Here is an 18571-nt window from a genome sequence, read left to right as displayed (position 1 = left end):
ATGCCGCAAAGCTAACTCTTTTTATTTTTCATGAAAAGAGCATCGACCTATTGATAAATCAACATATGAACTAAAGTCACATTATTTAAAGTTGAAACTAAAGGTTATTAAAGAACTCTGTGTAGACTACGAGCCATTAAGTTAAACAACTTCGATTGTTAGAGCACGGTAAAATATAAATGGAAAGCAGAGTCAAAGAGCCTATTTACGACATCAAAACACTTGATGTTGAATTATTAGGCAAACCTATTCATATCATTCGTGAAAGACTCGAAAGTTTGATTTCAGAATCTTGTATTTACCTTAGCAACGAGCTGCAAAATTGGTTAAGCACCAACAAGATTGAAGCAAAATTACATTCTGTTGACCTTCATCGGTTCGAACCAAATTTGATGGACAAAGAATTCACTTCCACATATCAACATTTAGAACAAGGCAAAGTGTTTCTCCATGGTGATGCTCGTGTACTTATCAAACTTGCAGATCGCTTCTATGGTGCCAGTATGGAGCGCTCGTCGACCAAATTGAGTGCGAGCGATCTTCGCTTACAAGAAAGAGTCGGGCAAATTATTACCAACTGGCTTGCTCCAAAGGACATGTGGTGCGCATGTGAGTACGAGACCCCTCAAGGTATTGGACTGCACGCAGAACTTTCGATCTCATTTGATGACTTCCAAGGTACTTTTCACATCAAACTCGATAGTCTTTTCATTCAAACACTGATTGAGCAGCTTGAGCTTCAAACTGATGTGGATCTGTACCAGCCTTTTTGTCGTTCGTTGGAATCAACCCCTGTTCGAGTCAATGCTGTTCTCAGTAAAAAGCAAATGGCTCTAAGTGACGTAATTGACCTAAAAGCCAACGACATTTTACCCATTGATCTTCTCAATACCGTTCCTATCAGTATTGGAAACCAATCTTTGTTTACCGGTCGGGTTGCAGACCAAGACGGCCAATTAGTTTTGATTATTAATTCAGATAAGGAATCGCAACGATGAGCGAAGCCCAACAACCAACGGCATTCGATGCCGATGATTTAAACTTTGATGACTTTCAATTAGAAGACTTCTCAACCGAATCTTCATTCCAAACACAGGCATCTGTTGAACGAGATCTCAGCTTTTTTAAAAGCATTCCTGTCACGGTGACGTTGGAAGTGGCAAGTAAAGAGATCGCTCTCGGAGACTTAATGAAAGCAGGTGAAGGCTCGGTGATTGAACTTGATAAGCTCAACGGCGAGCCTCTCGATGTGAAAGTCAACGGATCGCTAATGGGTCATGCCGAAGTGGTCGTCATCAATGACAAATACGGTCTTCGTTTGATTGATGTTCTTGATTCTGCATTGAGTGGTGTAGGTAGATAGACCTTGATGGGCATCACAATGAAATTTTTCGCATCTGTAACGCCACGTTTTATCAGCGGGCCATTAATGCTGTTTAGCCTAGCGTTATTTCTATTTGCGTTTCCTAGCGTAGCATCAGAAAACGGTTTAACTATTTTGTCTGTGACTGACGGCAGCAGTCAACAAGAATACAGTGTCAAACTGCAAATCTTACTTCTTATGACGGCGCTTGGTTTTCTTCCCGCGTTCATTTTGATGGCCACCAGCTTCACTCGTATCATCGTAGTATTAGCCATATTGCGTCAGGCACTTGGTTTACAGCAGAGCCCGCCAAACCGTGTTTTAGTCGGTATTGCACTGGCGTTAACGCTACTCATCATGCGCCCGGTTTGGACCGATATCTATGAGAACGCTTTCCAGCCCTATGACAACGGTGAAATTACATTGATGCAGGCATTTTCTGTAGCAGAAAAACCTGTTCGAAACTTCATGTTGGCGCAAACTCATCAAAGTTCATTAGAACAAATGCTGAGGATTGCTAATGAACCACTTGACCAAAATGTAGAAGATATTTCTTTTGCGATAGTCCTTCCTGCATTTGTCATCAGTGAATTAAAAACCGCGTTTCAAATCGGGTTCATGTTATTTATTCCTTTTCTGATCATCGATTTAGTCGTCGCGAGTGTCTTGATGGCAATGGGTATGATGATGCTCTCGCCTCTGATCATCTCCCTACCGTTTAAACTCGTTATATTTGTTTTGGTCGACGGCTGGGCGATGACGGTTGGCACTCTTTCTGCCAGCTTTGGTTAACAGGAGTTCATCATGACACCCGAACTGACCGTTACGCTTTTTTCTGATGCGGTATGGATGATCATCCTCATGGTCGCCGTGTTGGTCTTACCCGGTCTGGTTGTTGGTTTAGCAATTGCGGTTTTTCAAGCCGCGACACAAATTAACGAGCAGACCCTGAGTTTTCTTCCTCGCTTGCTGGTGACTCTACTCATGGTCATTTTTGCGGGGCACTGGATGCTACGCAAGATCATGGAACTATTTGATTACCTATTCCACGCCATTCCAGGGATGATCGGTTAATGGCCATCACATTTGCAGAGCTCTCCGCTATTCTTGGCCAACTATGGTGGCCATTTTTTCGAGTGGGCGCTGTTTTTATTTCCATGCCATTTTTTGGCGATGCACTGATTCCTGTTTGGGTCCGTAGCCTACTTGCACTGGCTATTGTCGTGATTACTGCCCCACTCATGCCGACGATGCCAGCGGTCGAGTTGTTCTCTTTAACGTCACTGTTTCTTGCTTTTGAACAAGCCATTTGGGGACTCATGTTTGGTTTGATTCTTCACATGCTATTCCATGTTTTTAGTATGTTAGGACAAACGGTATCACTGCAAATGGGCTTAGGTATGGCCATGATGAATGACCCTGTTAATGGTCTTTCGGTTGCCATCTTGGGGCGTATGTTCCTGATTTTTTCTACGCTGCTTTTCCTAGCATTAGAGGGGCATTTGCTCGTTATCGATATTGTCATTCAAAGCTTTGTCGTATGGCCTGTTGGGTCAGGGATCACATCGATGTCTTTGCAAGGGGTGATCAATATCTTCGGTTGGATGTTTGCTTCATCGCTGGCTTTAGCACTGCCTGCTATTGTCTCAATGCTACTGGCGAATATCAGCTTTGGTGTTATGAACCGAGCAGCACCTTCGTTGAACGTATATGCTTTGGGTTTTCCTATGACCATGTTGCTTGGTCTCTTTAGTGTGCTTATCTCTATTTCTGGTGTCCCAAGTGGCTATACAAACCTAGTCCATGACACCATTCGCCACCTGAACAACTTTATGTTGGGGGGAGCATGAGCGATCAATCGTCACAGGACAAAACCGAAAAAGCCTCTCCTCAGAAAGTCAGAAAAGCACGTCAAGAAGGGCAAATACCGCGTGCGAAAGAGTTTACTGCAGCGGTTATTTTTCTCGCCGTAGTGCTTTATTTTCAAGCCCAATTCGACACGATGTGGGAGCAAATCTCCGGCATTTTTCGCTATAACATGGCCCTCACCAAAGCGGACCTAGAAAACCCACTGCAGATGATAGAACAGGTCGGTAACAGCCTGGGCATCATCATAGAAATGCTATTGCCACTGTTTGCCGTCATCATTATTGGTGCATCTGCGAGCAGCATGATACTCGGAGGGTGGATGTTCCGTCCCGCCAATGTTCTACCAAAGTTGAACAAGTTAAATCCGCTTAGCGGCATTAAACGTATTTTCTCGACACGCTCTGTTGCGGAGTTGGTCAAATCAACGGTGAAAGTGACCGTCATCTTCGCCATTTTGTATGCTTATCTAGACAATAACTTACAGTCGCTTCTAGGCATGCAGCAACTCTCTTTGAGCCAAGGCTTTATCATGGTGATGTCCATTCTTTTCGAAGGCGTTCTTCTCATGGGCGTTGCCTTGCTGGTGTTTGGTGCGATCGATATCCCTTACCAAAATTGGGAGCACTTAAAAGAGCTAAGAATGACCAAGCAAGAACTGAAAGAAGAGTTCAAAAACAACGAAGGACGTCCAGAAGTGAAGCAAAGAATTCGCCAAATTCAGCAACAATTTGCCCGTCGAAAAATTGATAAGATGGTGCCATCTGCGGACGTTGTGATCACTAACCCGACTCACTATGCTGTTGCCCTAAAGTATGACCCATCGCTTTCTGATGCCCCCTTTGTGGTCGCAAAAGGCGTTGATGAAACAGCAATGCATATCCAGCGTATTGCGCGTGAGAACAAGGTCGAGATCATTAACCTGCCACCTTTGACTCGCTCCATTTATTACACCACAGCGATAGAGCAAGCTATTCCTAGCCAGCTATACATCGCGGTCGCACACATTCTTACTTACGTTTTGCAATTGAAAGCATTCCGTAAAGGCAGTGGGAATAAGCCTACGCCTTTGCCTCATTTTTCTATTCCAAAGCATTTGCAGCACTGATTAACCCGCGTTTATCCAAGGATTCGAGAGTATGTTTACCCGGTTAAAGCAACTTCAAACCTCCACAAAAGGCTATCTTGGCATTCCGATCGTATTGCTAATGGTATTGGCCATGGTCATCCTACCATTGCCACCATTACTGCTGGATGCTTTGTTTACATTCAACATTGTACTTGCCATTTTAGTGCTGCTAGTGAGCACGACGGCTAAACGCCCATTAGACTTTTCAATTTTCCCAACGATTCTGCTGATTGCCACGCTGCTTCGTTTAACACTGAACGTGGCATCAACCCGAATTGTTTTACTTGAGGGACATAATGGCGGAGATGCCGCAGGTAAAGTGATTCAAGCATTCGGTGAGGTAGTGATCGGGGGAAACTACGTCGTTGGTATGGTGGTCTTTGTCATCTTGATGATCATTAACTTTGTCGTGATCACAAAAGGTGGCGAGCGTATTTCCGAGGTTTCTGCACGTTTCACCTTAGATGCACTCCCTGGTAAGCAAATGGCGATAGACGCCGATCTTAACGCGGGTCTCATCGACCAAGAAACAGCACGTATTCGCCGTAAAGAAGTCGCCAATGAAGCGGATTTTCACGGTTCAATGGACGGTGCTTCAAAGTTTGTAAGGGGCGATGCTATTGCCGGATTGTTGATCCTTTTTATCAACATCATCGGTGGTGTCAGCATTGGTATATTTGAGCACGGATTGCCAGCTTCAGAAGCTTTCAAAACTTATGCTCTTTTGACCATTGGTGATGGCCTTGTCGCACAAATCCCATCATTACTATTGGCAACCGCTGCCGCGATTATTGTGACTCGTATTAATGACAGCGATAACGGCATGTCAGAGACGATGCGCAAACAGTTATTGGCTACGCCTGCCACTCTGTTTACTGTCGCCGTGATTATGGCGGTGATTGGCATGGTTCCAGGCATGCCACACCTCGCCTTTTTTACATTCGCAGCAGCATTAGGGTTTGCAGGTTGGCGCCAACATAAAGCGCCAACGCAAGACACTCAAATCGAGCAAGTTGAAATCTTGTCTCATGCTATGCAGGAAGAAGAAGCCCCACTGACTTGGGATGACATTCCACATGTGCATACCTTATCGCTCGCACTCGGTTACCGCTTAGTACATCTGGTCAATAAAGACCAAGGCGCACCATTAGCACAACGCATTCGAGGAGTTCGTCGTAACCTATCTGAACAAGTCGGTTTTTTACTGCCTGAAGTACGCATTCGTGACAATCTAAGCCTCAAACCCAATCAATACACTATCTCCCTAAACGGAGAGATCATAGAGCAAGGCTTTATTGAGCCCGATCGTCTCATGGCCATTGCGGTCGGTGAAACTTATGGCGAAATTGATGGCATTCTAGGAAGTGATCCTGCCTACCAACTTCCTGCAGTATGGATCGAACACACTGAAAAAGCCAAAGCACTCAATATGGGCTACCAAGTGGTAGACGACGGTACCGTGATCGCTACGCACATCAGTAAAATCATGAAAACGAATCTCGCAGAACTGTTTACTCATGACGATGTAGAAGCGATGAATCAACGTCTGACGCAACAAGCGCCCAAATTGTCAGAGGCATTAACATCGGCATTAACGCCAGCACAACAGCTCAAGGTATACCGTCAATTATTGTTAGACCAAGTTCCGTTAAAAGACATTCGTACCATCGCGAATACCATGCTGGAATCTTCGGAGAACACCAAAGACCCAATCTTATTAGCTGCAGACATTCGCTGTGCTTTAAAGCGCACCTTAGTCAATCTGATTGCAGGGCAAAAGAGCGAACTGAACGTCTACGCCCTATCAGATGAGCTTGAACAAATGTTGATGACCTCTCTCCAACAAGCACAAGCATCTGGCGCGGTCATGTTAGATAGCTTTCCTATCGAACCGAATATCCTTGGGCAATTTCAGCAAAACTTGCCACTCATTCGCCAACAATTAAAACAGCAAGGGTTGCCTCCCATCTTGTTGGTGATGCCGCAACTGCGCCCGCTATTGGCTCGATACGCACGCACCTTTACACAAGGATTGGCCGTGTTGTCTTACAATGAAATCCCAGAAAACAAACAAATCAACGTGGTAGGCAACCTTGGCTAATTTGATCTCTACGCAAGCAATGTACAAATATATATGCGATCTTGCACAAGACCACATCGAAACAGACGATGATGAACTTGTCTTTAATGCACTAAAGCACAACGATATCAAACACGCTTGCCAAGCCATTCGCGAAGTCAAAACAGGAGAGGTGGAGTTTCAGCACCTCACCTTGCGATTTGGTGCTCGTGGTGAGCAAAGTGTGTATCAATTTACTCTATCGACACACATGCAATACTGCTTAGATCTATTCAGTTTGTATTTAGCTTTGCGTCAAACACAATTTCAATTGGAAGCATTTCATCCGAATTTGATCAGTAATGTCGTGGTTCCTGTTCATGTCGAAGCACTGCTTTGGCCTGCTGGCTCACATCTTCTTAAACAAATGATGCAATTCCATTCAAGTAGCTTTCAGCATGTCATCCCTTCTCTCCAAGGAGATGAGATTCTGTGCTTACATGAGCGCGTTCTTTCCTTAACCAAACAATTGAAAGAGAATGCGTATGCTTTGTGGTTTGAGCTCTCCACCACTCAGGTACACTTTAAGCACATCACCAAGTTCGAGCCAGATATGCTCAAGCTCTCAGCAACCATAGAAGATAAGCAGCAACAGCAAAGCCTATTACCCCTTGCTCGCTTTTTGCGCAATCATCGTTATGCTTGGGTTGCAGGGCGGGTTGCAAGTCAAACCGAGTTAAATCGCTATCGATTATTAGGTGCAAGTCATTACTTTGGATATTTCAGTGATATCCCCACGTCACTCTCTTTTAAGTCATTCGAAGAAGAATAGCCCATCCAATTGACGCGAATCTTGGCTTGCCTTGTTGTCAATTCACGCCGATTTATCCCTGAGAAGAGTTATGAGTTAAGAATTAAGAGTTACGAGCTAAAACCTAAACTTTTGGAATGAACCTCACTAAATTGAAGCAATTCTGACTATTTAGGGCAATTTTTTAAATTTTAGATTAATCATCAAACTTGAATGACCGCCTCTAGTTAGTGTGAAGGGGAAACCCATAGCCTAGTTACTTAAATTACCAAGGAGTCCTAAGATGGCTTTATCAATGCACACTAACTACACACAGCTTGTCACTCAAAACACGCTAAACAAAACAAGCAACCTGATGAACACTGCGATGGAGCGTCTTAGTACAGGTTTCCGCATCAACTCTGCAGCAGATGACGCAGCAGGCCTACAGATCGCAAACCGTCTAGAAGCACAAACGCGTGGTATGTCTGTTGCGATGCGTAACGCACAAGACGGCATCTCAATGGCGCAAACGGCTGAAGGCGCAATGGATGAGATGACTAACATCACTTACCGCATGAAAGACCTTGCACTGCAAGCATCTAACGACACCGCATCTGCGACAGACGTAGCAGCAATGGATAAAGAGTTCCAAGCACTAAGCGCAGAACTAACAAACATCATGGAGTCAACTAGCTTCGGTGGTCAAACATTGCTGAATTCGGGCACTGGCTCATTTGCTGCTGGTGCAGTGAACATTCAAATTGGTACAAACGCTGGCGATCAACTGGCTATGAACGTTTCTACGGCAGTTAACGCAATCAATACTGCGCTTGCAGCAACTGGCGGTTTTGGTAGCCTAACTGCAACTGGCGGTGCAGCAGACGCACTAACTGCACTTACTGGCACAGGTGGTAACGCTGGTCTTCTAGGCTTAATCGGTACTGCTCGTTCTGATTTAGGTGCGAACATCAACCGTCTAGAGCACACTATTACGAATCTAGGCAACATGTCTGAGAACACATCGGCAGCGAAAGGCCGCATCATGGATGCTGACTTCGCGGTAGAGTCGGCAAGCATGACCAAAAACCAAATGCTGATGCAAGCAGGAACATCAATGCTAAACCAAACTAAGCAGATGTCTGGCATGGCAATGTCTCTACTAGGTTAATCTAGAGAGTTCAACAACCCCATCATTGCGGTGGGGTTTTTTTATTTTATGAGCAGTACATGATGACTCCCATTTACCAACAACACCTTGATATCATTAGTAAGCGCTGGCCAACGGTTGCTGGCGCATTAGAACAAGCCAGCTTTGACGAACTCGAATTCGAAATCGTTGAAAAAAAGACCATCACGCTCAAAGTGAATGGTGTACAACTGTCTAGTGCTTACGATCCTCTGGAAGAGGCGTTTCAGTATCGCAGTCTCACATCCGGCAATGATTACCATATTTGGGGCATCGGGATGGGTAATGTGCAATCATTACTGATACAGGATAAAGAGTGCCAATCCATCCATGTTTACCTGTACAATCTTGAACTGACCAAATTACTCCTTTCCCTAGTTCCTCATGCTTGGCTCAGCGATTCGCGCGTGACACTTCACTGTGTGAGCGAGCACTCAGAAAATGTTACACGACAATTACGTGGCTTAACTGACTGTGGTTGCATCATTTTAAATGGTGATAAGTTTATATCTAAACACTCCCATCAATGGTTATTTTTCCGTATGGAGAATACCCTGACCATGCAACACGTGCATCGCAACCAACTCGACAATGATGACGCATTTTTGCAACGCGAGACTGAAAACCTGCCGCAATTGAAACGTATGCCATCAATTGATACGTTTATTCAATACAAAATCAAAGAAGCCATTTGTATCGGTGCAGGACCTTCACTTTCTCATCACATTGAAGAACTCAAAACCATTTATCACCAAAAATCACGTCCCCACTTTATCGCGGCAGCTACCGCGTGTAAGTGTCTATTAGAGAACGGGATTAAACCTGATGTGGTGTATGCCATCGATGGAAGAATTAGCGACACTCACATACCATTTGAGATTGCAAAAAATACGATTCTCATCGGCTCGAGTCGTTTGCCAATGGGGCACTTTTCGCAATGGCACGGTGAAAAATATTATTTGCATTTAGCTGACCATACTTATGATCGTATCAACAACGAGTTACCAACGGCTTTCCGTCCTTATGTGTATGGCTCTGTTATCCATCCATTAATTCATACAACGATAATTCAAGGAGCAAAAAACATTCGCTTAATTGGTTGTGACTTTGGCTTCCCTGGTGAAATTATCCATGCCGCAATGGATAACGATGTAAACAATCACAATTCAACCATGACAGCCATCACGGAAAATGGTTACGGAGAAATGATCAAAACCTCACCAACGTACCGTATGTTTGCCACTGGTGTAGAGAATCTCATCAGTTCTGCTCCTAACACTCGCTTTTACAACATGAGTCGAATGGGGGCCAAGATACTTGGCGCATCCTATCTTGATGAATTGATTGGAGAACAACATGCAAACTAGTCCATTAGAGGCGCTTTTTTTAAAAGCATCGCTCGTTTATTCCTATGGTGACCACATAACTGGCGATATTTTGCTGACTCAATGCTCTTTGTTAATCGCTAAACTGTTTGAGGTCGATACGCAGAAACACTTTGTTCTCGAAGTGCTCAGTCGTGTCGGTGAAGCACGCAAAAATGACGATTTCACGCAAATTGCTGACATTCTACGCTATGAAATTGTGCCTATCCTTAATACTGCACATTAATCGCATCTACTCATGCCTCATGCCTCATGCCTCATGCCAAGCAAGCATGGGGCGCACTTCATATTCATCACTTTCCCAGTTAATTATTTCCACAATTTGGTCGCCTTTAACATTGTGTATAAGCAAAGATTCCCTAAGGAAGTAAGGAAGCACCACATGGAACATTTTCTTCCTTATAAAAAGCAAAACAACACTCAAACCATTGTTTTAATTAGATAAAAATAATGGATCGCTTTTTGCTAATTGTAATCATTGCACGGGTTCATCAATTTTAGGAAACGAGAAATGAGTTCGATCGATCCAATCACTATGGCTACATCGCTAGCCACTTACGAAGTGCAGCCTTTTCAGGATCGCTATCAATTGCAAGCGGATAAGTACCAAGCGCAAATTGGCGCGATTGGTAAAGTTGAATCTGCAATGCGTGAATTTAGAAGTGTTATCACGAGCATGAGTGGATTTGGTAACAGTGTTATTAGCAACTCAGCAAGCACTTCAGAAGATGGGTTCTTTAGTGCCAGTGTTGACGCTAACGCTATTGGTGGGAACTACCAAATTTTTGTTGAACAAGTGGCAACTAACCACCAAGCATCGGCTAACTTTTCTGGTACTTCAATCGCTGCTGATACGGAAATTCCAACCACTGGCGAAATGAAATTCACCGTGAACGGTGAAGAGTTAATTGTCGATCTTTCCACCGTCGATATCGACGGTGATGGTAAAGCAACCATGTCCGAACTGGTTAATACCATTAACAATGACAAGAACAACCCCGGCGTGAATGCAACACTGGTTCGCTCTAACGGTGAAACACACCTGATGTTTGCCTCTGCAGAGACCGGCGAAGCGAACAAGGTTGCGGTTGAAGTAACTGGCACCACTGCAGGCACAGACGATTGGTTCTCTAACGCATTTGGCGCAAATCTAAACACCATCTCAGAACCTAAAGACGCGATTATCTGGCTAGGTGCAAAAGATACGGGCTTAAAACTGACTAACGCAAGCAACACGTTTGAAGGTGTGATTGAGGGTGTTGATATCACAGTAACCAAAGCGCAAACCGTCGACGACGCACCAATTAGTATGGCTGTAGGTCCAGACAGCGAAGCAACCAAAGAACAAATTACGAAATTTGTCGATGCCTTTAACAATGTCATGTCGACCATTAACGAACATATGGCTATTGGGGGGGAAGACCAAAAACGAGGTGCTCTTGCAAGTGATTCAACCATGCGTTCAATTAAAAGCCAACTTTCGAACATGATTCGAACCGAGTTTAGTGGCACCAGTTTATACACTGTTGGACTGAGTATGAACAGCGACGGAAAGTTAGCATTGGATGACAAAAAGTTCGCTGAAGCACAAAAAAATGGTGGCGCCGCATTAGAGCAATTATTTAACGGTGACGGAGGCTTACTCGACTCGATGGAAAAGGTCATGGAACCTTACATCCAAACGGGCAGCGGCATGTTATCGACTAAGAAAGAGACATTAGAGAACAATGTCAGCCGAATTGACGACAAAATGGATCAACTCGATCGTAAATACAGCATGTCTTACAACCGATATCTTGCACAGTTTACGCAAATGAACGCCGTTATTACTCAAATGAACTCAAACATGTCGTTATTTGGCTAGGAGATAAACTTATATGTTTTTAGATTCTGGGTACGATTCGTACCAACAAGTCGATTTGAATGCTCAGGCTGCGGCTGCATCACCACACCAACTTGTAGTGATGCTGATAGACGGACTGCTTAATGAAGTGGAACGTGCCCGCGGCCACATGAGTGCAGGACGACTGGCGCAAAAAGGGGCAAGCATCAATAAATGCATGAATATCTTAGTGGGCTTAGACAGTGCGCTAGATATGGAAAACGGCGGTGAGATTGCCGAAAACTTGCATCAACTCTATGACTTTTGCCAACTAGAACTGTTTAACGCTAGCGTACACAACGATTTAGACAAACTCACTAACGTTGAACGCGTTATGGGCAACATTCGAGAAGGATGGGTAGGTTTTGGAAAGCTCGCCTAAAGTCACATCCGCTCTCCTTAAGCGGTTGACAAATTGCATCGAACAAGCGACCGAGCAGCAAAATTGGGATGCGCTTAAACAACTTGATATGACCATGGGAAATATCTTGAGGAGCCATCCTAACTGTCTCACTGAACGAGCACTTCGTCCCGATATTGAACAGCTCAAACTTGTTCACCGTAAGGCTTTTTGTGCCTTAAAAAAAGCGGCCTGTGAGCTAGAAAAGAAGTTAGAAAACATGCAATCAGAACAAGAACGAGCTCAAGCTTACCAACTTGCCATGACGATGGAGTACTAACAGATGCTAGTAAATGCAATGAAACAGCCATCCGGCTTAGCGTGTGGCGAAGCATCGGCACAGAAAAGTTCCGTAACTGCCGCCAATGGATTTAATCAGCAGAACACGACGGAATCATTTAATTTGCAGAGTGTCTTTGCTCCCCTTACGCCATCATTTGAGCACGCTGAGCCTGCCAGCACTGAACAGCAAAGCGCTCAAGGCGAGAAAGCGATAGATTCATCTTCGTCAATGGCATTAACTCACACGCTCACGCAAGTCAGCACGGATATATCCAAAGATACAACGCTCGATATGTTGTCCTCTCAACACGCAGCGTCGTTCGGCAGTTCAACAGCGCTGCACAATGAACATCGTATTGGTCGAGATTTGTCATCCTCTATGGCCACGCAAATCCCTAGTACTACCTCTCTCGAATCGGCAGCATTCAGCGGCACTTTCACATCGAGTTCAGTGTCTCCAAGCACTATGGTCGGAATAGAAGCAACATCGGCTCACACTCAGCCAAACCAGACGCCTGCCGCGATTCAACTTGTAACGACGCAAGCTCCAACCATGCAATCGATGGTAAGTGAGGTGGCTCAACACTTGTCTTCCCCGACAGAGTCTTCCACAGCAGCCAAGCCTGAATGGGCCCCTATTCGAGTAGACACTTCGGCGGCTAAATGGGGCGAACAAATGATGCAGGTGCTTCATGACCGTGTGACACTCCAAGCTCAACAAAATGTACAGGAAGCCAAAATTCGTCTTGACCCACCCGATCTCGGGAAGTTAGACGTTTTAGTCCGTGTTGAGGGCGATCGTCTGAGTGTGCAAATCAATGCCAACACCGCAGCAACTCGTGAAGCACTCATGCAGGTATCTGAACGTCTTCGCGCCGAACTACAAGAACAAAACTTTGTTCACGTTGATGTGAACGTCGGCTCTGAACAAGGTCAACGGTCTCAACAACAAGAGCAATACGAAGAAGATACAAATATCTTTTCTGCCAAAGAAGTCCATTCACTTCAATCTAATACACCAAGCTATTCAGAGCATTGGCTAAATACTCAAGCTTAATGCACATCGAGGAAAAAAGGTTATGACCAAAAAAAACATGATCGCGCTATTTACCACTATGATCATCACCAGTGCCCTCGTCTCGGCCGCCACCGTCACAGGCGGTATTTGGTATCTTAACAAAAATACACAAACATCACCTAGTAGCTCAAACTCCCTACTCGACAACCTATCTTTCAATTTTTTGAGCAAAGAGGACGCAAAGAACGAACACCCAAGTTTCCACCCTTTGGATAAAATTGTGTTGACAGTCAAAGGAAAAAGGCAAACTCATTTCGTGATGCTAGAACTTGCCATCGAAACTCGCAGACCTGAGCGCATTCAACAATTAGACAACTATATGCCTGTCGTCCAAAACTCATTACTCAAACTATTTAGTAATAAAACATTTGATGAGTTGCAGCAAACCGGGGCCATTGATGCGCTTCAAAACGAAGTGAAAGACACTCTGCTTTTGGCATTTTCCGAGACGGATATCGTTCATGATATTGACGATGTTTTACTCACCAAATATGTCGTGCAATAACGGAGCACAACCATGTTGGAGATGAACTTACAGGAAAGTTATACCTCAGCAGACGAAGCTCACACCGCGTCTCGTGCTATTGATGAAAATGCGCTGCTCCAACGCCACCAAGTGATGGTTAAACGAGTCGTCAATCAATTGCGAATACACGCGACTTCTCATTGCAGCGTCGAAGACATGCAGCAGATTGGATTAATTGCGCTTATCGAAGCGGGCCGCCGCTATGGTGACGTAGACGATCCTCATTTTCCTGCATTTGCCGTTTGCCGAGTGCGAGGGGCAATTTTGGATGAACTACGACGTCTCGACTGGCGCTCTCGTAAAACTCGTCAACAAGCTCACGAGCTCAATGATGTGACCCGCGATCTTACACGTGCTTTGGGACGGTTACCTACCGATACCGAAATCATCAACGCTTTGGGGACCAATGAACAAGATTATTACAACAGGCAACATGCAGCATTAGCGGGCGAAATGCAAAGTCTTGATCAACTGATGGAAAGTGGTAACGACAACCAGTTTGGCGGTCAATATGACGGTATGGAACATGAGCATATCCGTCGAAGCTTGGAAACTGCATTAAACAAGTTATCCAAACGAGATCAACTGTTGCTGACTCTGTTTTATCAACACGAACTCAATTTACATGAAATCGCCCTTGTGCTCGATCTGACACCTCCACGGATCTGTCAACTGCACAAACAAGCGCTTAAGCAACTCAATCAATTACTGTCCTCTTAGGAATCACACAATGCAAAAGTTTTTTGGAGCCATTACCGTTCTGTTATGTGTCTTTGGTGGATACATGTGGGCGGGCGGCAAACTCGGAGCCATTTGGCAACCTGCGGAATTTCTGATCATCATAGGAGCAGCCGTCGGCTCACTAATTATCGGCAACCCGCCTCAAGTCCTTAAAGAAATGCGCCAACAAGTGCGCGCTACCATCTCTGGACCAAAGCAAGAGTATGAGTACTACATGCAACTTATGGCACTACTCAATCATTTACTCGAAACAGCACGAAGCCGGGGCTTCAAGTTCTTGGATTCACATATCGAGTCCCCAGAAGAGAGTGCGATTTTTCAGGCGTACCCTAAAGTCAGCACAGACCATCGGCTAATTTCTTTCATTACCGATAATTTACGTTTAATGGCAATGGGACAAATGTCGCCTCATGAATTAGAGGGACTGTTAGAACAGGAAATCGAAGCGATCCAAACTGAAATGCTATTGCCATCGCGCTCAATGCAACGAACGGCAGAAGCACTTCCTGGCTTTGGTATTTTGGCAGCCGTCGGCGGCATTATTATCACCATGCAAGCCATTGACGGTTCGATTGCTTTGATCGGCTACCACGTTGCTGCAGCCCTAGTAGGAACATTTATTGGTATTTTTGGCTGTTACTGTTGTTTAGATCCACTGAGTAACGCCATGGCCCAGCGAGTCAAACGAAATATGACGGCATTCGAATGCGTACGCGCGACATTAGTCGCTTACGTGGCGAAAAAACCGACATTGCTTGCAATTGACGCTGGCCGTAAACACATTCAGCTAGACATCAAACCTACTTTTAACCAAATGGAGAAGTGGCTAACTGAACAGGAGGGATAATGCAAAAACAAGAGCATGTGGTATTTAAGCGTGCAAGAGCACATGATCATGATGAATTTCATGGTGGTGCGTGGAAAGTCGCATTTGCCGATTTTATGATCGCTTTAATGGCGTTGTTCCTCGTCCTTTGGGTCATGCAAGTGGTCGACAAAGAAGAACGCAAAGCCATCATGGCACATTTGCATAGCGCGAGCGTGTTCGACAAAAGTTTTGGTAACCCATTTGACTCGTCACAAAGTATCTCTCCTATCGACTTGGCACAGGACTCTTCTGTGCCAAGTAAGCACAATTCCAATCACATCGTCAGCTCGTTTTTCCAAGGTGATGGTGACGGTCCAGAAATCGATTCCCTGATTCCGGGCAACTTCGATACGCAAGAGCAACTGGCATTATTGGCAAAAGTCATTGACGAGGTAGTTGGGCAAATCAGTGCACAAGGAAATGTCAACGTTACTGTGACCCCTCAAGGTCTGCGCATTGTTCTTCAAGATGACTATAAACAGCATATGTTCACCCGTGGCGGGGTGAAGTTAACACCATTTTTCGAGGATTTATTAGTAGCACTCGCTCCTGTATTTCAGCGAATAGGTAACCCTTTGATTATCAGCGGTCACACTGACTCTACGCCCTTTAAACAAGGCTACGGCCGGCAATCAAACTGGGCACTCTCGGCAAGCCGTGCTGACGTGGCTCGAAATACCCTTGTAGAGGGAGGAATGCCCGACGATCGAGTAATGCAAGTCACGGGCATGTCTGACCGAGCATTACTTAACTTCGAGGATCCAGACTCAAGCGAAAATCGTCGTATCGAGCTATTTGTTCTGACCACGCCAGCAGCACAAGTCCTTCAAACATTTTTTGGTAACCAAGCGGATAGCGAACTGCAAAAAGCAAAACAAAAAGCGCAGTTCAACCAACCTGTTATCAGGCAAGAAGTGATCCGCTATTCTGTGGACTCAGATTCACAAGAGGCCAAAATTCAAAACCTCTAATTTGAGGGGGTCACCATTCCTACCTCGGTGACCCTAATCTATCCATAAGCTATTGATGTTGCAGAGCCTGTTCAGTTGAGTTCACTATGCCCATACCCGCATCCAATAAAGCCAAAAATGATCCAATAAAAAAAGCCTTTCTCTGGCTAATCATTTTCGACTACCTATTGTTGGCGTTTTTTCTCTCGCAGTTATCGACGCTAAACCTAAACAGTGGAACCATGATCAGCCTGTTGCTTGTGGTGTACAACATTTTGCTCGTCTCTCTGTGCTACCAACGCACCAACCACCAGGATGCGTATATCATTTATCCTGTTTTATCTGCGACATTATTAGCATTTGTCTGTTTTCTGTATTTCTTCTTTTTGGTCTAACATCTTGCTTGAAACAGTTTGCTTTAGAACATTTTGCTTTAGAACATTTGCTTGAAAAAAGAGGGGAGTGTAAAAACACGCCCCTCTCCCAATTGACCATAAACATTTACATCACGCACTCTTTTACTGCTTTTGCTTTCTCAATACCTGTTTCTATCAACGATTTCACTTCATCATTGCTTACTGACGCCATCATCCCATTTACCGTACTGTCGGCCTCCGATTCAGATGTTGCCTCGACATAACATTGGTAGCTGTTCGCTATTTTATTTTTTACATCCTCAATCGCTTGAGGATCACTAAAATCTACATTCATCGCTTCTTTTACTGCATCGGAAAACGATTTTGCCATCTCAGATGTGGTAGAAAACTGGTCAAAATCAAATGCGACGGAATCGACCTGCTCTTGCATCTTGTCCATCTGTTCTTGCACGATTTCTGTTGCATCGTCGGCAGTTTGCTGAACTTTCTCCATCGCTTTTGTTGCGGTCTCTTGTGCATCATCTACGGTTTTATTCGCATCTTCACAACCAAGCAACACCAGGACCATCATCACTGCAAAAATTGTTTTTTTCATTTTGAACCTATATTCCTATTCGTGAACACTATGAAATTTTAGTTCATCATCACAACAGGCGTGGAAAACAAAGGCTGATATGGGGTTTTAATATGAGGCATTTTGTAAAAATAAGCGATTATCTAGCTACTTACAGGCATTAATGATTGTCATAAAATTAATGATTGTCATAAAAAAGGAGGATCCGAAGATCCCCCTACTTTGAAGAGAGTGTGAGCTTACATCACGCATTCTTTTGCTGCTTGTGCTTTCTCAATCCCTTCTTCAATTAAGGATTTCGTCTCTTCGTCACCAATTGATGCCATCACCTTATCCATGACTTTTTCAACCGTCGACTCCGTTGAGGCATCAACTAAACAGGCATAAGCATTGGCAATGTGTTCTTTTGCTTCTACCAGCGCTTCAGGATCACTAAAATCCACATTCATTGCTTCTTCTACTGATTCAGCGAGCTCTTGGGCAGCGTCAGCCGCACCTTGAAATTGATCAACATTAAAAGCAGATTCAACCGATTCAATCTGCTCTTGAACCGAATCAATCGCTTTGTTTGCGGCGGCTTGCGCCTCATCAATAGCCTTTGTTGCGTCTTCACAGCCAAACAAAGCTGTCACCAAACCAAGTGTTAATATCGTTTTTCTCATTTTCATTCTCAAAGCACTTATGCCAATTTGGTCAAATTCATTGCCAGTATATTGAGTTAGAAAAGGCATACAAGTAATGAATCATTCAAATACAAAAAACCGAGCAAAAGCCCGGTTTGTAGAATATACAACAATCAGTAAAACTGTGTTTAGAAGATACAATGCTTGGTATAGCTTGTCGCTTCATTCGCCGTCCATTCACCTTTTGGTTTTTCTTTCAGGCCTTTACACCATTGCTCGCTGCCAACACCGTCTTGCAGTACACAGTGCTGAGCAAAATCTAAAGCGTTATCCGTTGTCCATTCGGTCTTTGGCTTGTCACGCATTTTGGTACACCAGCTTTCAGTGCCTACTTCATCAGAGCAAGCGGTTAATGCAGTTGCCGCCAATAGTAGCATTGCGATTTTTTTCATAAGTTCCAGAGCCTAGTTACAAACAGTGAAGAGAATA

General features: G+C 44.4%; 23 protein-coding genes. 20 read left to right on the top strand and 3 right to left on the bottom strand.

Annotated elements, in window-relative coordinates:
• Nucleotides 1–179: 179 nt before the first annotated feature.
• The 20 genes from VA249_RS15695 (at nt 180) to VA249_RS24120 (ending at nt 16903) form a co-directional block, all read left to right on the top strand.
• Nucleotides 180–998 (top strand): FliM/FliN family flagellar motor switch protein, encoded by an 819-nt coding sequence (locus VA249_RS15695; RefSeq protein WP_128812593.1) that lies wholly within the window; start codon nt 180–182, stop codon nt 996–998.
• Nucleotides 995–1363 (top strand): flagellar motor switch protein FliN, encoded by a 369-nt coding sequence (gene fliN, locus VA249_RS15690; protein ID WP_128812592.1) that lies wholly within the window; start codon nt 995–997, stop codon nt 1361–1363. The genes VA249_RS15695 and fliN overlap by 4 nt, the downstream gene beginning before the upstream one ends.
• Nucleotides 1364–1429: 66 nt before the next feature.
• On the top strand, nt 1430–2155 hold the full coding sequence (gene fliP, locus VA249_RS15685) for a flagellar type III secretion system pore protein FliP (RefSeq protein WP_164837325.1): 726 nt from the start codon (nt 1430–1432) through the stop codon (nt 2153–2155).
• Between the two features lie 12 nt (nt 2156–2167).
• The gene (gene fliQ, locus VA249_RS15680) at nt 2168–2437 is read left to right on the top strand and encodes a flagellar biosynthesis protein FliQ (protein WP_128812590.1); all 270 of its coding nucleotides are present in this window, start codon (nt 2168–2170) and stop codon (nt 2435–2437) included.
• The gene (gene fliR / locus VA249_RS15675) at nt 2437–3213 is read left to right on the top strand and encodes a flagellar biosynthetic protein FliR (RefSeq protein ID WP_211917941.1); all 777 of its coding nucleotides are present in this window, start codon (nt 2437–2439) and stop codon (nt 3211–3213) included. Before fliQ ends, fliR begins: the two co-directional genes overlap by 1 nt.
• Nucleotides 3210–4337, top strand: coding sequence for a flagellar biosynthesis protein FlhB (flhB, locus tag VA249_RS15670; protein WP_221071423.1), 1128 nt, complete (start codon nt 3210–3212; stop codon nt 4335–4337). Before fliR ends, flhB begins: the two co-directional genes overlap by 4 nt.
• Nucleotides 4338–4368: 31 nt before the next feature.
• On the top strand, nt 4369–6459 hold the full coding sequence (flhA, locus tag VA249_RS15665; protein WP_221071421.1) for a flagellar biosynthesis protein FlhA: 2091 nt from the start codon (nt 4369–4371) through the stop codon (nt 6457–6459).
• A complete protein-coding gene (locus VA249_RS15660; RefSeq protein WP_225927142.1) occupies nt 6452–7249 on the top strand; it encodes a diguanylate phosphodiesterase in 798 nt (265 codons plus the stop codon). Before flhA ends, VA249_RS15660 begins: the two co-directional genes overlap by 8 nt.
• 262 nt (nt 7250–7511) lie before the next feature.
• Nucleotides 7512–8378, top strand: coding sequence for a lateral flagellin LafA (gene lafA / locus VA249_RS15655; RefSeq protein WP_221071419.1), 867 nt, complete (start codon nt 7512–7514; stop codon nt 8376–8378).
• A gap of 59 nt (nt 8379–8437) precedes the next feature.
• Nucleotides 8438–9763, top strand: a complete 1326-nt coding sequence (locus VA249_RS15650) for a 6-hydroxymethylpterin diphosphokinase MptE-like protein (protein WP_225927141.1) — start codon at nt 8438–8440, stop codon at nt 9761–9763.
• On the top strand, nt 9753–10007 hold the full coding sequence (locus tag VA249_RS15645; protein ID WP_221071417.1) for a hypothetical protein: 255 nt from the start codon (nt 9753–9755) through the stop codon (nt 10005–10007). Before VA249_RS15650 ends, VA249_RS15645 begins: the two co-directional genes overlap by 11 nt.
• A 285-nt stretch (nt 10008–10292) precedes the next feature.
• Nucleotides 10293–11645, top strand: a complete 1353-nt coding sequence (gene fliD, locus VA249_RS15640) for a flagellar filament capping protein FliD (RefSeq protein WP_221071415.1) — start codon at nt 10293–10295, stop codon at nt 11643–11645.
• Between the two features lie 13 nt (nt 11646–11658).
• A complete protein-coding gene (fliS, locus tag VA249_RS15635; RefSeq protein WP_128812583.1) occupies nt 11659–12045 on the top strand; it encodes a flagellar export chaperone FliS in 387 nt (128 codons plus the stop codon).
• Nucleotides 12029–12343, top strand: coding sequence for a hypothetical protein (locus tag VA249_RS15630; RefSeq protein ID WP_221071413.1), 315 nt, complete (start codon nt 12029–12031; stop codon nt 12341–12343). The genes fliS and VA249_RS15630 overlap by 17 nt, the downstream gene beginning before the upstream one ends.
• An 18-nt stretch (nt 12344–12361) precedes the next feature.
• The gene (locus tag VA249_RS24125) at nt 12362–13402 is read left to right on the top strand and encodes a flagellar hook-length control protein FliK (protein WP_225927140.1); all 1041 of its coding nucleotides are present in this window, start codon (nt 12362–12364) and stop codon (nt 13400–13402) included.
• Between the two features lie 22 nt (nt 13403–13424).
• Nucleotides 13425–13928, top strand: coding sequence for a flagellar basal body-associated FliL family protein (locus tag VA249_RS15620; RefSeq protein WP_221071411.1), 504 nt, complete (start codon nt 13425–13427; stop codon nt 13926–13928).
• 12 nt (nt 13929–13940) lie between these two features.
• Nucleotides 13941–14669 carry a FliA/WhiG family RNA polymerase sigma factor gene (locus VA249_RS15615; RefSeq protein ID WP_221071409.1) on the top strand — a complete coding sequence of 243 codons (729 nt, stop codon included), beginning with the start codon at nt 13941–13943 and terminating at the stop codon, nt 14667–14669.
• 10 nt (nt 14670–14679) lie between these two features.
• On the top strand, nt 14680–15537 hold the full coding sequence (gene motA, locus VA249_RS15610) for a flagellar motor stator protein MotA (protein WP_128812578.1): 858 nt from the start codon (nt 14680–14682) through the stop codon (nt 15535–15537).
• Nucleotides 15537–16529, top strand: a complete 993-nt coding sequence (locus VA249_RS15605; protein ID WP_128812577.1) for a flagellar motor protein MotB — start codon at nt 15537–15539, stop codon at nt 16527–16529. Before motA ends, VA249_RS15605 begins: the two co-directional genes overlap by 1 nt.
• A gap of 86 nt (nt 16530–16615) precedes the next feature.
• Nucleotides 16616–16903 (top strand): hypothetical protein, encoded by a 288-nt coding sequence (locus tag VA249_RS24120; protein ID WP_128812576.1) that lies wholly within the window; start codon nt 16616–16618, stop codon nt 16901–16903.
• A gap of 106 nt (nt 16904–17009) precedes the next feature.
• On the opposite strand, the gene VA249_RS15600 is transcribed toward VA249_RS24120, so the two are convergent.
• The 3 genes from VA249_RS15600 to VA249_RS15590 form a co-directional block, all read right to left on the bottom strand.
• Nucleotides 17010–17480: a hypothetical protein gene (locus tag VA249_RS15600; protein ID WP_221071407.1), complete on the bottom strand. Its 471-nt coding sequence runs from the start codon at nt 17478–17480 to the stop codon at nt 17010–17012.
• A 218-nt stretch (nt 17481–17698) separates the two neighbouring features.
• Entirely contained in the window at nt 17699–18121 is a 423-nt protein-coding gene (locus VA249_RS15595) for a hypothetical protein (RefSeq protein ID WP_221071406.1), read from the bottom strand.
• 149 nt (nt 18122–18270) lie between these two features.
• Nucleotides 18271–18534, bottom strand: coding sequence for a DUF3012 domain-containing protein (locus VA249_RS15590; protein ID WP_128812574.1), 264 nt, complete (start codon nt 18532–18534; stop codon nt 18271–18273).
• Nucleotides 18535–18571: the final 37 nt, after the last annotated feature.

The sequence above is a fragment of the Vibrio alfacsensis genome (assembly GCF_019670485.1).
Classification (GTDB): domain Bacteria; phylum Pseudomonadota; class Gammaproteobacteria; order Enterobacterales; family Vibrionaceae; genus Vibrio; species Vibrio alfacsensis.
The sequence above is the reverse complement of the archived record's forward strand: the minus strand, read 5'-3'. Positions and strand labels throughout refer to the sequence as shown.

Bases quoted from the DNA above. Each gene is read 5' to 3' on its own strand.
- VA249_RS15695 (WP_128812593.1), top strand. From the start codon at position 180: ATGGAAAGCAGAGTCAAAGAGCCTATTTACGACATCAAAACACTTGAT.
- fliN (WP_128812592.1), top strand. From the start codon at position 995: ATGAGCGAAGCCCAACAACCAACGGCATTCGATGCCGATGATTTAAAC.
- fliP (WP_164837325.1), top strand. From the start codon at position 1,430: ATGCTGTTTAGCCTAGCGTTATTTCTATTTGCGTTTCCTAGCGTAGCA.
- fliQ (WP_128812590.1), top strand. From the start codon at position 2,168: ATGACACCCGAACTGACCGTTACGCTTTTTTCTGATGCGGTATGGATG.
- fliR (WP_211917941.1), top strand. From the start codon at position 2,437: ATGGCCATCACATTTGCAGAGCTCTCCGCTATTCTTGGCCAACTATGG.
- flhB (WP_221071423.1), top strand. From the start codon at position 3,210: ATGAGCGATCAATCGTCACAGGACAAAACCGAAAAAGCCTCTCCTCAG.
- flhA (WP_221071421.1), top strand. From the start codon at position 4,369: ATGTTTACCCGGTTAAAGCAACTTCAAACCTCCACAAAAGGCTATCTT.
- lafA (WP_221071419.1), top strand. From the start codon at position 7,512: ATGGCTTTATCAATGCACACTAACTACACACAGCTTGTCACTCAAAAC.
- VA249_RS15650 (WP_225927141.1), top strand. From the start codon at position 8,438: ATGATGACTCCCATTTACCAACAACACCTTGATATCATTAGTAAGCGC.
- VA249_RS15645 (WP_221071417.1), top strand. From the start codon at position 9,753: ATGCAAACTAGTCCATTAGAGGCGCTTTTTTTAAAAGCATCGCTCGTT.
- fliD (WP_221071415.1), top strand. From the start codon at position 10,293: ATGAGTTCGATCGATCCAATCACTATGGCTACATCGCTAGCCACTTAC.
- fliS (WP_128812583.1), top strand. From the start codon at position 11,659: ATGTTTTTAGATTCTGGGTACGATTCGTACCAACAAGTCGATTTGAAT.
- VA249_RS24125 (WP_225927140.1), top strand. From the start codon at position 12,362: ATGAAACAGCCATCCGGCTTAGCGTGTGGCGAAGCATCGGCACAGAAA.
- VA249_RS15620 (WP_221071411.1), top strand. From the start codon at position 13,425: ATGACCAAAAAAAACATGATCGCGCTATTTACCACTATGATCATCACC.
- VA249_RS15615 (WP_221071409.1), top strand. From the start codon at position 13,941: ATGTTGGAGATGAACTTACAGGAAAGTTATACCTCAGCAGACGAAGCT.
- motA (WP_128812578.1), top strand. From the start codon at position 14,680: ATGCAAAAGTTTTTTGGAGCCATTACCGTTCTGTTATGTGTCTTTGGT.
- VA249_RS15605 (WP_128812577.1), top strand. From the start codon at position 15,537: ATGCAAAAACAAGAGCATGTGGTATTTAAGCGTGCAAGAGCACATGAT.
- VA249_RS24120 (WP_128812576.1), top strand. From the start codon at position 16,616: ATGCCCATACCCGCATCCAATAAAGCCAAAAATGATCCAATAAAAAAA.
- VA249_RS15600 (WP_221071407.1), bottom strand. From the start codon at position 17,480: ATGAAAAAAACAATTTTTGCAGTGATGATGGTCCTGGTGTTGCTTGGT.
- VA249_RS15595 (WP_221071406.1), bottom strand. From the start codon at position 18,121: ATGAGAAAAACGATATTAACACTTGGTTTGGTGACAGCTTTGTTTGGC.
- VA249_RS15590 (WP_128812574.1), bottom strand. From the start codon at position 18,534: ATGAAAAAAATCGCAATGCTACTATTGGCGGCAACTGCATTAACCGCT.